Origin of the sequence: Draconibacterium sediminis (assembly GCF_000949475.1) — a bacterium.
GTDB lineage: Bacteria > Bacteroidota > Bacteroidia > Bacteroidales > Prolixibacteraceae > Draconibacterium > Draconibacterium sediminis.
Window position 1 is genome coordinate 604355 of the sequence record NZ_JRHC01000002.1, and the last position, 16667, is coordinate 621021.

Below are 16667 nucleotides of genomic sequence, written 5' to 3' on the forward strand. Positions count from 1 at the left end.
ATAGTATCACTATGTTTCATACTGCTTAATTATTCAATTCGAAAAGATCACAAAGCAGTTTTGGAAGAATTCAACACATCCCACAGAGGTATTGTTTTTTCAATATCTTAATCTAAAAAAAAACAGAATTCCTTAATCATCCATCACTACTTTTCTATTGATTTCTGAATCCAGCCAATTCTTCTATTTCAATTCCAACGCTTCAATCTGTTTATCCTGGTCTCCCACAACTTCTCTATATTCTTCAACCATTTTATTAAGTTTTTCAGGATTGCTATTAGCCAGATTCTTCTGTTGACAGATATCATCCTTCAAATTGTATAGCTGATACTCGGGTGAATTTCCGATTTCGATATTTACCGCGGAGATAACAGCCGGACCTTTATATGGAGGAATCATCAACCATTGGCCCTTACGATAAGCTGTCCGCGAAGTGGCTTCCAAAACGAGATCTTCTCTCCCCTTTTCTGATTTTCCAAGAAGAACATCCAGTAATTCCTGGCTGTCGGTAGTGCTTTCTTCTGTTCCTGCCAGTTTTGCCAACGAAGCCAGTAGATCGATCTGACTGATCAAAGCATCCGATTTTACAGGCGTAATTTTTCCTTTCCAGTAAGCAATAAAAGGAACGCGTGTGCCGGCTTCAAACAAACTGTATTTTCCGCCTCTTAATCCTCCTTTGGGATCGTGATCGCCCAGCCTTTCCACGGCATCGTCGTAATAGCCATCGTTCAATACAGGTCCGTTGTCGCTTGAGAAAATAATCAGTGTATTTTCCAGAATTCCTTCTTTTTCCAGGGTTTTCAGAAATTCACCAATACACCAGTCGGCTTCAACAATCACATCGCCACGCGGCCCCAGATCGGTACTTCCAACAAACCGTGGATTTGGTGTACGCGGAACGTGAGGTTGCTGCAAGGCATAGTATAAAAAGAACGGTTCGTCCTTATGTTCCTTCACATAATCCTGAGCTTTTGCCAAAAAATGATCGGCCATATCCACGTCGCTCCATTTTGCTTTTTCGCCACCTTTCATAAAACCGATGCGTGGAATGCCGTTAACGATTGAATTGTTATGCCCGTGGTGCCATTTCATGGTTAGCAACTCAGCATTGTCTTTTCCGGTAGGTTCTCCTTCAAAATTTTTCTCGTAATCCACCTCAATCGGATCGTTCGGATCCAGTCCTTCTACCAGTCCGTTTTCAAGATAAACCGTCGGAACCCTGTCCTGTGTAGCCGCCATAATGTATGCGTAATCGAAACCAACTTCATTCGGACCAGGAGAAACATGTTTATTCCAATCAACATGCCCGGTTCCCAAACCGAGGTGCCATTTGCCTACAACGCCGGTGTAATAACCCTGTCCTTTCAGCATTTTTGGAATGGTAACCTGTGCCGTATCAATAATCAGCGGTGCCGTTCCCGGCAAGATTTTAGCGTCCTTATTTCGCCACGGATACATGCCGGTCAACAACGCATAACGACTTGGGGTACAGGTTGACGACGAAGCATGTCCGTCGGTAAACATAACACCATCGTTTGCCAAGCGATCCATGTTTGGTGTTTTAATTTCAGTTGCTCCGTAGGCCCCCATATCGCCATACCCCAAATCATCGAGGTAAATAATTACAATATTGGGTTTTGTTTCCGGTGCTGCCGTTTCTTGCTTCGATTGTGTAGAAGATGTGCAAGCCACAAACGACACCGAGATCAGAAGTATTACGGAATAAAATGCAGATCTGAGTTTATTCATTTTAATAGAATTTTCAGTATTAATATTTTTAAAAACGAAATTCAACATATGCCCATCATTATATAATTTGATCTTTTGACAACCAACATCGCCTATCATTGCCCAGGTAAATCTTAGAAACTGGCTAAATGACTTTATCAGAAATAAATTTAATAACCATTCCCGGAACCGAAATATCACCATTGTCTCCGGCCATAGTACCTATTTCATCAATCAAATTACCTTGAATTATAAAGCTATTCTTATTTCTCTTTACTTTTTTTGTGATATCGATTGCTTTTTTTGACAACAGATCTTGTCCATAAATCTTAATTTCATCAGGTAAGGTTTCTGAAAATTCGAATGTTAAAGATTCATAGTAACCAAATATACCGATGGGCTTATTAAGCTCCACTTCTTTTAATGTAATATCAGCCTTTGGATGTTGCCAGCTTTTATCGGGTGTAACCCGCCCTTCAGTAGCAATTGCTATAGCACCATTTGGAAATTTTGAAGCCAGTACATATGGTGGTATTCCTTCACATTTAACTTCCGGAAGAGCTATATTTCGAGTCATTATTGCAGGAGCACTTTGCCGTACCATCTTTCTATGTGTCGACTTTAGCCAAGTGTCATTTTTTTGGAAAACAATACTGTCGACAAGGCTTTGGGTCGAAAAATGATAGGTTCCATAACCGGCAACCATTGGAGGTGCAATACGTTGCCATAATGCAAGTCTATCCATTTCATTTAGTCGTTTGTCGACATGTCGATCTCCGGAAATCTGTAAATGAAAATCTTTTCCATCGTACATTCGCGGGGTATTCATCGGGTGACGTTTAGCTGCAACAAGTAACCCCAAAGCTGCAGCAATGTTACAATCATCCTGAATATTAAGAAAGGCTTTATAGTCATTGTTACCTGCAGTTTGCACTAATATATCATGTACTCTTTGCATGGTAGTTGTACTCACCAGCAAAGGTGCTGCATCATACGTTCTGAATACATCTGTATTTTTGATAACATCCAATGATTTTTCTGCTTTTTCTGTAGTCGAATTTAATGAAGCATTCAATTCCTGAGAAACAGCTTTTTGTCCATTATAAACTGAAAGATATGAAGTTAACCCGGGGGTATTCCATCTTGGATTTACAGGTCCTGTACCCGTAATATGCTCCAAAGTCAGTTCAGGATATATCTCTGCTTTAATGTTGGAGGCATAATAATGGGCGATATCCCCTCCATCTATCTTCCAATATTCAACTCCTGCATATTTGCTCCACTCCACAAATTTTCTCATTTCATCCTCCGACGGATTTCCCCGAACCCACAATCCAAGTCCTTTCCAACCCAGTTCTTTGATATCAAGGTTCATTTGTTTTATTCGTTCCTTTGGATCGAACTTTGCGTATCTGGGAAAATCAAGCGTGTCCATTATTAAGGTGAAAAATGTATTATCCTTGATTCGTTTATCTTGCCAGCCGTGGTCAATCACAAAATAATAGTCGCTTCTTGTTTTCGGCAACATTACCACAGCCATGCCTTGCTCACCAAAGATATTCTCTTCGTTCATTTCTTCTCTCGCAGCTTCATTTGTATAAACAGTTGCAGCATCAGGATTTGTTACTTCCTGCCCTTTTAGGATGAGGTAGTTTTGCCAGTACCAGGTGCACCAATAATTTGGAGCTGTCCCAACCTCATTCGGGACTAAGCTTTGAATTTTCCGGTTTGTTTCGCATCCAAACAAGATTGCTACTAAAAAAGAAATTAGAATCGCTTTGTACATGGTAATATTTTGTTTTTAATCTGCTTGTGCCACACCTTATGGAAACAAAAATTAGTTCATAAAGCTGTAGCTTATACTATTTGCATTGAATAGCTCCCAAGTCGGGTAAACCTTCTATTTTGTTGCCAAAATAATCATATTCTACATCTAATCCGATTGACAAGCCGAGCGGATCTCCCGGAATTGGTTCAATTTTGATCCCCTTATCTTTTATAAGGTCAATATTACCGGAAATGTAATCCTCTTTACTCAGTCCTCCCGGATTTTCAAATTGCGGGTCGCCAACAATTTGGTCCTCATCCTGAATTAAAACATCAACCGGCCAATTTTCTTTTTTCAGGTATAAGTTGTTTTTAAAAACGATATTCTCCACCTGCGATTGCCCCTCTGTTTCCGGCTTATACTGGTCGCCCTTAACTGCCCGGCTTTCGCCTTCGATGTAAAAAATATTATTGGCAATAAGCACTCCGGATGACGCCCGGTCAACTGCAATTTTGGCTACAATATCCTTATTAACGTAAATGGTATTGTTATAAAAATAACTATTAAAAGGCCCCTTTCGCGGTTTGTCGCCATTGTATCCGCTTAACCAAAATATTTTCCCTTCCTGAAATGCGCCATTCTCACCTTTAACACGATGGCCATCGTTAATGCTGATATTGTATCGATATGCACAATTATAATTATTGCCTAAAATCTCACAAAATCCACCAGCGTTGTTTTCACTAAAACAATATTGAACAACAACATTTTTGCAATTAAAATCGATATGACACCCGGCTGAATCTCCTGGACCTTTAGCATTTCTGAACGAATTGTGTTCGATTAAAACATCAGAGCAGCCCCAGGTCCACAGGCCACTACCACGCCCCCATTTTCGTGAATCGTTGTTGCTTCCCGAATGGTCGATATAATTTTTCTGAATGTGTGCATTTTTAACTCCGCTCATCTGCATTCCGGGGCCACCGGAAAATAAAACCCGGTTGCCGTAAAGTTTAACCTCACTGATATTTTGGTTTCGTCCGGTTAATTTAATGCCTGTGTGAGCAACATTGCTTACCTCACAATTTTCAATTACGATACTTTTTATTTCCGCCTTCTCCAGCTGATTAATAACACGAATGCCCCATCCATAGCTTTGAGTCCCGTTTGCAGTGCGTACTTCATCCTTCCCTCTTTTATAACCGGCATCTTCAAAAAAAACATCGCGTATCTTTAGGTTTTTCAACTGAATATTTTCATAAACCCCTTCGGTTGTAGTTGTTACCAACACTCCGCAATGCATATTTTGTCCTGAGTTCCCGGCTTGCACAACACCTCCCCCATTTCCGGTAATTTCAAGATCAGACACAACAACGTTACTACAGTTTAGCAGTGTTATTCCATTGGCAAATCCTTTCGCATCAATAACAGGCAGAATCGTATTTTCAGAATATTTGTACATGCTAATTTCAACCGGCGAATCAGAAGTTCCCGAAACATCCTCCAAAACCAATCCTCCCTGAAATACAGAACCTGATGCCAACAGAATTTGAGCACCGGGCTTTAGTTCAATTTTATTTATTCGATCAAAACTTTTCCAGGCAGTTTCCGGTGTCATTCCGTTGTTAGTATCGCTCCCTGTTTCGCTATTTACATAGTAAATTTGTTTCGACTGTTCCTCTTTTGAACAGGAAGCAAAAAGCAAGACAATAATTATTAGAAGAAGTTTATTCATGGTTTAGTGTTTAAAATATTCTGAATCCATACATTCACTATTTACAACTGTTTGAATCCGGACAAGCACTTCGGGATGCTTTGAGGCTACATTATGCTGTTCGCCGCGGTCTTTCGAAAGATCATACCGTTTTCTCATTTAATTTGAAATTGGCGTAAAGAACAAGCTAAAGTGCACAGCTTCAGGTTTTAGCAAATATTTTTCAAGAGGCAACGGACCACAACTATTGCCACCAAGGCCTCCCTGACGGTAGTCAATGTTCCAGTAGGTCTTGTTTTCTTTTTGCAATTCGTAAGTATGAACAGCCTCGGACAAAGCCTTTGCACTGTAATGATGAACTGAGGTCTCCAATGGAACATCGCCGGCAACCTGTAATCCAATTCCCTTCGAATCGGTAAGCCTGGCCCAGCGAACATCCGTTTTATTGCCGTTCTCCTGCGGAACCACATAATACGTAAACTGATCATCCACCGTACCCGAATAGTCCCCGATTAAAGCACCAACTTTTCGGTCGTTATAATTTTCGTGAGGTCCACGACCGTACCATTGGAACTGATTAAAAGCATCATTAAAAACCAGCAAATATCCCAACCGCGGAAGGTTGGGAAGTTCACCAAACGGCTCCACTTTTGTGTTCATACTGAAAGTACCGTCGGCATAAACCGTATATTCCACATCGTAATTAAACCCCGCTGTATTCTCTGAATTCGAAAGAATATTGCTGGTTACAAAAGCCAATTTCCCGGCGTCCGATTCTTTGATTTGAAAGCTTTTTACGGCATTTTGCATTTCATTCAATCCGGCGTCGAGCCAAAGTTTGCAGGTTCGTCTGTTTGTGCCATCGGGCCAGTACGAGCCGTCGTTGTCGGTGGGTGCCCGCCAAACCTGAAGTGTTGGCCCCTGCTGAAGAATTGGCTCTCCGTGAATTTTATAATCTGTGATAATGCCGTTTTTCTTGTCGAAGGTAAAAACGAAATCATCTCCCGAAACGGTCACATAATCGCCTGTTTCTTCAACACGCAACTTATTGCTCCCTGAAAGTGCAAATTCGTTTTTGAAATTCCATTCCTGAAGTATAAACTGGTCGTAAGCTATTACGAAATTTGCCGGCGACCACAAGGTTTCGCCATCCTGTTTTGCGGAAATTTTGAGCAGGTATTCTTTGCCTTTTTGAAACTGCGAATAGTTGATCGGAATCGAAACATTTTCTGTTAATCCGGGCCCCACATCGTCTTTGAAATTTCCCGAATCAACCGTTTTTCCTTTCTCTAAAATACTCCAGTAAAACGTGATTCCATCCAGCGATAAATGCCGGTTTTTGTTTACTATTTCCAGGATATTCCCATCAACAAGCCTGAAGCCAATGTTTTGGTAAACTCTTTTTACTTCAATGGTTTTTGGTGTTATGCTCAGATTGGGCAAGACAATTCCATTCAGACAGAAATTTTTATCATTCGGGTGATCACCAAAGTCACCTCCATAAGCAAAATATTCTTCTCCCGACTGTGTTTTTTGTTCAATGCCCTGGTCAAGCCAGTCCCAGATATGACCTCCGATCAGACCGTCAACTTCATCAAAAGCATCAACATATTCTTTGAGATTTCCCATGGCATTCCCCATGGCATGAGCGTATTCATTTAAAATAAATGGTCGTGGATCGTCGGAAAACTGGTACTTGTACAAATCGGCAACTTCAAGGTAACGCCCTTGCCAGATTGGCCCGTTTCCCCGTTTCCAACCTCCAATCACATCCGATGAAACCGGATCTTCGGCAAAATGATAATGAGTTGGTCGCGTAGGATCTAGCCGGTGTGCTTCTTCGTTCATGGCCACAAAATTAACCCCGTTGCCTGCTTCATTTCCGTGCGACCAAAGGATAACGCTTGGGTGGTTCTTATCGCGCTGAATCATGGAGCGCAAACGCTGAACATGCGCCTTTTCCCATGCCGGATCTTTAGCCAGTGATTCTGCTTCGTAACGCATGCCATGTGATTCCACATTCGCTTCATCAATCAGCAAAATACCGTATCGGTCGCACAAATCGAGTAAATACGGATGTGGCGGATAATGGGCTGTTCGAATGGAGTTGATATTGTGCTGTTTCATTAGCACCACCTCGTTTTCAAGCCATTCGCGTGTTACAGTTTTCCCATAAACAGGATGATGCTCCACCTTATTTACACCCTTGAAAAGAACCGGTTTTCCGTTCAGTAACAATTGGCGGTCTTTGATCTCGATTTCGCGAAATCCGGTATTACAAGCCACTACTTCACTCAGCTCTTCATCTTCCTTTAAAAGCACACAAACTTTGTACAGGTTGGGTGTTTCGTGCGTCCATTTTAGTGGATTTTCAACCTTTGCCTGCAATTTAAACTCACTTGTTCCGCCCGGCTTAATACCGGTTAGTTGTTGAGCTGTTTCACCTGCAAGCTCAATTTCGTTTCCACTAACATCCAGCAGCTTAAACTCAACAGCACCATTTTTAAAAGAACGGTTATCGTAATTTTTTAATTTGATGTTTACTTCAATAACTGCGTCCAGGTAATGTTCATCCAGGTCGGTTGTCACGAAGAAATCCTGAATCTGCATTTTGGGTGTAGCATACAAATACACATCCCTGAAAATTCCACTCATTCGCCAGCCATCCTGGTCTTCGAGGTAACTGCCATCGCACCACCGAAATACCTGCACGGCAATTTTGTTGTCGCCCTTTTGCAAATAATTGGTAAGGTTGAATTCTGCCGGAGTTCGGCTTCCCTGACTGTAACCCACTTTTTCGCCATTCACCCAAATGTAAAAAGCTGAAGAAACTCCATCGAAATGGATAAAAACTTCCCTTCCATCCCAATTTTCGGGAATAGTAAACGTACGCAGGTACGAACCAACCGGATTGCCATTTTCTCCCGAAATTTTGGGAGGATTCTTGTCAAACGGATAGGTAATATTTGTATAGATGGGTGTGCCAAATCCTTGCATTTGCCAGCAGGAAGGAACCGGAATTTCAGCCCAATCAGATGCATCGAAATTCGTTTGAAAAAAATCCATTGGCCGGTTATCCACATTGGCTACCCAATTGAATTTCCAGGTCCCATTCAGCAGTTGAACCCATTGTGATTTCATTCCATCCTCAAAAGCATCTCCCACTGAATTTAAGGGAAAAAAGGTGGCGTGAACAGGTTCTTTGTTGATACCGATTACCTGTTCGTTTTCCCAATCGGGTTGAGCGAGAACGATCGAATTCAACAATAATAGGGCAAATACAGCTGTAATTTTATCCATTTTTTATTTCAATTATGACAGTGGTTAATACTTCCTGCTATTTTCTTTCAACCAATCGTTATAAGCGTTTTCAAGCTCTTTTACTTTTTCGGGCATAGTAAGCGCAAGATTATCACGCTCACCCGGATCATCAGAAAGATTAAAAAGTTTAAGGCTCAGATCATCAGATATCGGTTTAATATAAAAATCCGACGGACGGCCCTTTCCCCACTGTTCGTTGGTATTGGTAAGTTTCCAGTTGCCTTTACGCACCGCCCAGGTATTTCCCCAACGCCAAACCAGCACACGATCCTGGTTTGGGTGTAAAAGGTCAATTCCATCTATAGTCTCGTCGGCAAGCTCAATTCCGGCGGCATTGCTTATGGTTGGTAAAATATCGGTAGCCGAAACATAATTGGTTTCAACTTTCCCGGCTTTCACTTTTCCCGGCCAGCTTATTGCCATCGGCACCCGAATTCCTCCTTCCCAAAGCGAATATTTGCCGGCAGAAAGCGGAGCATTTTTAGCGCCGGTTAACGGAGAGCCACCATTATCGGAAACAAAAATTATCATTGTTTCCTGATCGAGTCCCTGTTCTTTCAGCGCATCCAAAACACGACCGATGTTATCGTCGAGACAATCCAGGTTGGCCAGATAGAACTTTCGCATGTCCTCATCCTGAATGGCACCAAGTCGCGTATATTTTTCGTAATAAGCTGAATAAGATCCCGGTTTTTGATTATTAAATGTTTCCATCGAATCGGGTTCATAATTATGGATTGGCTCCACCTGGTATTTGTCCAGGTATTTTTGCGGAACTTCGTGAATTATATGGTGTACCGAGTTGTACGCCAGCGTTAAAAAGAAGGGAGCATCTTTTTCCGATTTCAGGTATTTGATGGCTTCGTTGGTAAAAATTTCGGTCAGGTATTCGTCATCAGGATAACTTTTGTAGCCCTGGTTTTCCATTAATGGCCCAAGGTGTGCGCTGGTTCCATTCGGATCGGGTGTACGGTCAGCGATCTCTTCCGAAGTTAACCAATAGTCGTGAGCATGTGCGCTAAATCCTAGAAAGTAATCATAACCGTGATTTAAAGGATATTCACGCACATCGAATTTATGGTAATTTGTTCCAAAATCAGCTTTCCCAATTCGGGCAGTTGTGTAACCTGCTTCTTTCAAATATTCGGCAATGGTTTTCACATTGTCGGGTAAGCCAGGTCCCCAACTTGCTTTCTCATCCCAACGGAATTGGTTCTTCCCGGTCATTAACCCTGCTCTGGAAGGGCTGCACACCGGTGCCGTTGTATATGCCTCAGTAAATACCGTACCCGCTTCGGCAAGCCGGTTCATATTTGGGGTTGAAATTTCAGGCGAATGATTTTCAAACGGTTCAAAATCGGCATAGCCCTGATCATCAACAATGATGAGCAGAACGTTTGGCTTTTCGTTTTGATTGGATGTTTTCTGAGAACACCCCAACAAAATTACCGAGAAAATAATAATGAGAAAAAATCCATTAAATTGGTTCATCATGTTTAGTTCTGTGTGTTTATAATTTCAAGTATTTATTGCAACCAATTGTACGTTTAAAATAACGCTACCGAAAACAACAAATACACCAGCTAATACAATAAGTTTATTAAGGTTCATTTGGTTTAGGTTTTCTTATTCTGTAAGCTTTTCAAATCTTTCAGGATGAAGCTCATTATATTTCTTATCCTGACTCAATCCCATAAAAATCGGATCTTTCATATTTCTGTTCCAGTTCTGAAATTCTTTGGTTAGCTGTAAAATTCTATCTGGCTTCTGTTCCTCAAGGTTATTTTCTTCCGAAATATCATTAGTGAGGTTAAAAAGCATGTTTTTACTATCAGCTTTTATCAGCAGTTTATCATCTCCCTGACGAACGGCGTAATCCTGTGCATCAAATTTTCGCCAAAATAATTGATCGTGTGGTTGCGAATTATTCTCCCCCTTCAGGTACGGAATCAAATCGATACCATCAATTTCGTTTTTCAGCGGTATTTCCTTACCGCTCTGAGCGATAATCGTTGCAAAAATATCGAGTGAGATTATGGGATTTTCATATACTTCACCTGCCGGAATCGTTCCCGACCATTTCATGGCAAAAGGTACTCGTATTCCCCCTTCAAATAAATCGCCTTTTTGTCCGCGCAAAATTCCGTTATCCGAAGCGTTGTGATTTTCAGGTCCGCCATTGTCGGATAAAAATACCACGAGTGTATTTTCTTCCAAATTCAGTTCTTCCAGTTTATTTAGTATGAGTCCAACTCCATCGTCAACCGCGCTTACCATGGCTGCGTAGGTTTTTCTTTTTTTATTATCAATGTTTTCAAACCTGCTCAGGTATTTTTCGGTAGCCTGCAAGGGTGCATGTGGTGCATTATAGGCGAGATAAATAAAAAACGGATTGTCTTTGTTTATTTCGATGTAGGAAACCGCTTCACGCGATAAAGCATCAGTCAAATACTCGGTTTCATCTACTCTTTCGTAATTTCGTAGCAGGCGTGTTTTGTATCCGTCGTATTGTGAGGTTGCCTCAAACGGATCATTCAGGGTCAGTTCTTCCGGAAAATATCGGTGACCACCACTTAAAAATCCGTAAAAATCATCAAATCCTCTTTTTAAAGGGTGTAACGATTCATGTGCTCCCATGTGCCATTTCCCAATTGCCAGCGATTTGTAACCCGCCTTCTTTAAGGCATCGGCAAGGGTTTCTTCAGTTAACGGCAAACCCATCCCGGGATCGTTTGGTGCAAACAGAGGATTTCTGCTAAAACCAAATCGGTCCTGATATCGGCCGGTAAGAAGACCTGCCCTACTTGGGCCACAAACGCAGTAACTAACGTATCCGTTGGTAAAACGCACACCGCCTTCCGCCAATTTATCAATATTGGGAGTTGGAATATCGGTGCAACCATTAAATCCAACATCGGCATACCCCATGTCATCCACCAAAATCAACACCAGATTTGGAGAGCTGTTTTTCTCATCGCGGGTGCACGATGCGAAGATTACAGCAATAAATAAAAAGCAAAGAAATCCTGTTTTCATATCAATTCATTTATAAAGATATAAGTGCTTTAGGCGCTGTTCAAGTTTGGAAACCCAGGGACCAAAATATGGCCCCCGGGTAACCTCCCCAAACTAAACTATTCTAGTATCCCGGATTTTCAACCAGGTTCGGATTATCTGCTATGCGATCCAGTCCAATTGGCAAATAATAATTTCTTTCGGCAAAAACTCTCGTTCGTCCAAAATCCGCATCTTTAATCTTAAGTGTGTACATATCTTCATCGATGTAATAATCCCAGGTTACTCCTTTAAATCCTTTGTTGTTTAATACGTCAACGGCTATTCTCCACCGACGTAAATCCCAGTAGCGGTGCTCTTCGATATAAAGTTCCACAAAACGTTCGTTACGTATTTCTTCCAAAGTCAATGTCTCTTTATCAGGCATTCCTGCTCTGTTTCGTATTACATTAATCAAGTTCCTGGCATCTTCCTCTTCGCCCATTTCAAACCTGGCTTCTGCTGCATTTAAGTACATTTCTCCCGTGCGGAAAACAATCCAATCAGAATCGTCCTCGTTGTTGTTAAGGCCAATAAGCGACTCATTAACACGCTTTTTTATCAACATACCGGCTTTAATCCGGTTCCTTCGGGGTGCAACACTGGGCCAATCGGAACCAGAAGGAATAGTCCCTTTTGTTGTATTGTGTACATAAACTTTACCGTCTCCCCATGGTGTTTCAGGATAAAATGCCGAGGCCAGGAAGCGCGGGTCTTTGTTCAGAATAATTTCATCGAGAGAGAATTTATTTTTTCCATCCAGTAAATTTCTGTCCCAAACGGCAGAAGAACCGTCCTTGTACTCATATTTTTCCCATGCTTCCAGGTACATCCAGTTATTGGATCCCCAACCGGTTTGAAATCCGTCGGGCATACAATAGAAAGTCCAACCATGCGCTTTTAACAGCCCATAATCATACACTTCGGCAAAAATAACTTCCGAATTTCCATCGGTTAACATCAATTCGGTGTAGTTTTTTACCGGATCTGCATTCTCCTTATACAAAGGATGCATTCCTCCGTTAATTATTGCCATTGACGCATCGTATGCTTTTTGGTAATAGGCATTTGCCTCTCCTGAAGGTATGCCCAACAGACCATCTAATTGCACCGAACCATATTTTGCAATACTACCGGCATATAACATAGCACGGCTTTTTAATGCATAAGCTGCCCATTTTGTAGGCCGGCCAAAATTACCTGAGTCGTAACTATCGGGTAAAAGATTAACCAAAGCATCCATTTCCGATGCAATAAAATCATAAATCTCCTTTTCCGAATTGCGCTCAACGTATAACTCCTCAATGGGTTGATCAATACTTTGAGCTTCAGTAAGTAATGGAACACCGCCGTAACGTTTTACCAGCTCGAAATACATAAATGCACGCAACCATCTTGCCTCTGCCGTTTTTTGAGCTACTAAATCAGCATCAAAAGTGGCTTCTTCCAGTATTTCCATAATTTCGTTACACGAACGAATATTTCCGTATGGCCAGTATTCCAATGCTGAGTGTGCACCATTTTCATCAATAATTTTCATGGCTGCATTATATGGTGTTTGCCAACCGGCAAATACATTCGATTCATCCGACATCACATTTAACAGGGCATTTCCTTCACCCCCCGACTGAAACCTGGTGCCGTTATAGATTTTATTCAAGAATGCGTCAACAAGGACAGGATCGTTTTTCACAGCATCTTCTGATATAATATTGGTAGGAGCAATGTCTAATAAGTCGCTACAACCAAACAGAAGAACAAATAATGGTAGTATAAATATTATCTTTTTCATCGTTCTAATCATTTAGAGTTTATAAAGTTAACCTAAGTCCAAATGTCATCGTTTTTACCGGTGGATAATCCCTGTTATTGGCTCCGATAATTTCCGGATCAAATGACTTTTTCCAGATATCCAAATTACTAATTGTGAATAAATTAGTTCCACTGAAATAAACAACACATTTGCTAAAACCAACTTTTTCAAGTAATGATTTTGGTATGGTATAAGAGATGTTGATGTTTTTCAACCTCAAATAAGATGCATCATAAGTCCAGAAATCTGATGTTTTGCCATTATTTGCAGTCCTGCCGTTTTGGGTTACAGGAGGAAGCTTAAAATCATCTGGATTCGTGATGTAGTCCTGTCCATTTCCGTCCTGACCAATGATTGCGCGATAATCATAATGCTGTGAAAGTGGTATTGATTCGTTGCTAAATGGAGCCGAAGCAGATCCTCCAACCACTACCACGTAATCGGCAGCTCCCTGCCACAACATTCTCACACCAAGACCTTTCCACTGCGCTCCCATATCCAGACCAAACATGGTATTGGGCAACGATGCTGAATTATTTGTATTGGTACTTCCCTGAGCAATAACCTTTTGATCTCTCCAATCAATCATATTATCACCATTCAGGTCTTTATAAATAATATCGCCCACTTTAATCGTTTGATTTTCTGCCTGATCCTGATCGATCGCATGGTTATCAATCTGTTCCTGATTCATAAAAAATCCATCGGAAACATACCCCCAGTAACGATTGTCCCACTGGCCTTCGTTAACATATCTTTCATTCCATAGTTTATTAAACTCAAGCGTTTCGGCATCCAAATCACCGGTTGTAGGCAAAACATCTTCATCCAGTTCAACATATTTACCTCTTGTCCATGCATACATCGGTGAGATGTCATAGGAGAAATCGCCAATTTTATTGCTATGGGTTAATGTTATCTCAAATCCACGGTTATCTCTTTTATTTAAGTTGGTTCTGGGCAAATTTGCACCAAAGGTACTTGGTACCTGCTCGGTTGGTTGCGCCAGAATATCTTCTCTTAGGCGGTAAAAGCCGTCAACTTCGAATCCGAATAAACCATCCCAGAAAGTTCCATCGATACCGATGTTACTCATCTTCATGGTTTCCCAGGTAATGTTTGGGTTTGCTAAACCTGCCGATGCAATTACAGGGGCAGGCGACGCACCAAATACGTAGTAATCGGTTGAAATAGTATATCCGGAGAGGTAATCGAACGACGACACTGCATCGTTACCCAGAATACCGTAAGAACCTCTGATTTTTAAATTATTCAGATTGCTGAAATTATCTTTCATAAAAGCTTCCTCAGAAATTCTCCATCCTGCACTTACACTTGGGAAATAACCCCAGCGTCCTTTAGGAGGATATTCACCGGAAGCATCGGCACGCATTGAAAATTCGACCATATACTTACCCTTGTAATCGTAATTAATACGACCGATTACTGAAGCACGGGCGCGTTCAGTTACACCAACATTACCGTTAGTTTGAAGATTCTCGGCATTATCTTTTCCTTCTTCGGAGGCATATATCAGGTAAGGTGCCTCAAATGATAATATATCTTTTCGTGATCCCTGCAAACTGGTCCATTTGTAACTCCAGGTCTCGCCAACCACCATCGCTTTAAGAGTATGGTCGCCTATAATTTTATCGTACTGTAAACTTACTTGCGGTAACAATTCAGTTGAGCGGTTAGAATATACTTTCATGCTATTGGCATTCTGAGTTCCCCATTTCACCCATGGATCGCTTCCTTCTGATGCCGCAGTTGGATCATATTCCCAAACATCGTAAGGTTGTGAAACAGTTTTATTCCACTTTAGTGCCTCTTCATAATTCAATCGGGCTTTTGCTACTAATCCTGTAACAAAGGGAACGTTGTATTTCAGTTCCAGTGCACCTTGTAATACTTTATCTCTGTTATCCTGAAATCCGGAAAACTCCTTAAACGTTTGATGATAAGGCGATCTTTGCAAAAATCCGGAACTGGCAGCACGTGTAGGATCTTCCTCATGATAATAAGGATAAACAGGTTTAGCAGTTTGAAGTGAGTTGTACATATCGTCCACCCCAAAATTCGCCTTATCGATTCTTGAACTTCGATAAGCAAAATCAACAGAAACGCTCAGGTTTTCTTTCACTTGCGCATCAATGTTCGAACGAATGTTATATCGGTTAAAATTGTAATCACCTGAGGTGAAAACACTGGACTGATCGACATAACCTGCAGAAACAAAATATTTGATTTTATTGGTTCCGCCTGTTGCACTAAGGTTATGTTGCTGCTGGGGTGTCCAGTCGCGATACAAAGCCTCGTCCCAATCGTAACCATAGTAATCATTGTCGTCCATGGTATTGATCAGTCTTTTGGTATCAGAATCATAATGAACATGGGCAGGACTGTAATCATCAGGATTTAAACCTGATTCATTCAACAACTCGGCCCACTTACGAGCTTCAACAAGATCGGGAAGAAATGTAGGAGCTGTAAAGGAAACGTTACCGTGATAGGTTATTTGCGAGGGTTTATCAGTTCCCCGTTTTGTTGTTACCAGGATAACTCCGTTTCCTGCCCGTGCGCCATACACTGCAGCCGAAGCATCTTTTAATACGCTTATTGATTCGATATCGTTTGGATCAACCTGTCCGAGGCTGCCTTCAATACCATCAATTAAAACCAGTGGATTATTTCCATATCCCCTGATGTTTAATTTTGTTCCATCGGCTCCGGGCAGACCCGTAGTTTGCAAAGTATACAAACCTGCAACCTGACCTTGCAACAGTTCTGTTGAGTTGGCTGCCGGCCGTTGTAACATCTCCTCGGCTTTAACATTACCAACAGAACCGGTTAAGGTTGCTTTTTTCTGAACACCATAACCTACTGCTACTACTTCCTCCAAACCTATGGCATCTACTTTCATCGTAACATCGATTGTTGTACGGCCATTGATCGTTTCATTTACGCTTTGCATGCCAACAAATGAGAACAGCAACGTTCCGCCATCGGGGACCTGAAGTGAGTAAATTCCGTCGATGTCGGTTACGGTACCAGTTGTTGTACCTTGTAGAATAACTGCAACACCGGGAAGCGATTCCCCGGTATCATCGGTTACTTTTCCGGTAATAGTTTGTTGTGCCCATGCAGATGAGGCCAGCAAAATGACCACAAATACCAAACACAACTTTCTGATTAGAATCTGATTAGCTTGTTTCATAAGAATTTAATTAGTTATTATTAGAGAAACATAAATAGTAAAATCACGATTG

Annotated in this window: 9 protein-coding genes; all 9 read right to left on the bottom strand. The window is 41.4% G+C overall.

The window, feature by feature from the left end:
• Positions 1-183: 183 nt before the first annotated feature.
• On the bottom strand, positions 184-1749 hold the full coding sequence (locus LH29_RS12355) for a sulfatase family protein (RefSeq protein ID WP_045030295.1): 1566 nt from the start codon (positions 1747-1749) through the stop codon (positions 184-186).
• 124 nt (positions 1750-1873) lie between these two features.
• Positions 1874-3514, bottom strand: coding sequence for a hypothetical protein (locus LH29_RS12360; protein WP_157493680.1), 1641 nt, complete (start codon positions 3512-3514; stop codon positions 1874-1876).
• 76 nt (positions 3515-3590) lie between these two features.
• A complete protein-coding gene (locus LH29_RS12365) occupies positions 3591-5231 on the bottom strand; it encodes a right-handed parallel beta-helix repeat-containing protein (protein ID WP_045030123.1) in 1641 nt (546 codons plus the stop codon).
• A gap of 3 nt (positions 5232-5234) precedes the next feature.
• A complete protein-coding gene (locus LH29_RS25025; RefSeq protein WP_262485561.1) occupies positions 5235-5369 on the bottom strand; it encodes a hypothetical protein in 135 nt (44 codons plus the stop codon).
• Positions 5370-8510, bottom strand: coding sequence for a glycoside hydrolase family 2 TIM barrel-domain containing protein (locus LH29_RS12370; protein WP_045030126.1), 3141 nt, complete (start codon positions 8508-8510; stop codon positions 5370-5372). It abuts the gene before it with no gap.
• Positions 8511-8534: 24 nt separating this feature from the next.
• Positions 8535-10025, bottom strand: a complete 1491-nt coding sequence (locus tag LH29_RS12375) for a sulfatase family protein (RefSeq protein ID WP_082063678.1) — start codon at positions 10023-10025, stop codon at positions 8535-8537.
• A 132-nt stretch (positions 10026-10157) separates the two neighbouring features.
• Positions 10158-11567, bottom strand: coding sequence for a sulfatase-like hydrolase/transferase (locus tag LH29_RS12380; RefSeq protein ID WP_045030130.1), 1410 nt, complete (start codon positions 11565-11567; stop codon positions 10158-10160).
• Between the two features lie 103 nt (positions 11568-11670).
• Positions 11671-13377 (bottom strand): RagB/SusD family nutrient uptake outer membrane protein, encoded by a 1707-nt coding sequence (locus LH29_RS12385; RefSeq protein ID WP_045030132.1) that lies wholly within the window; start codon positions 13375-13377, stop codon positions 11671-11673.
• 19 nt (positions 13378-13396) lie between these two features.
• Complete coding sequence (locus tag LH29_RS12390) at positions 13397-16615, bottom strand: SusC/RagA family TonB-linked outer membrane protein (RefSeq protein WP_045030133.1); 3219 nt, start codon at positions 16613-16615, stop codon at positions 13397-13399.
• Positions 16616-16667 lie beyond the last annotated feature (52 nt).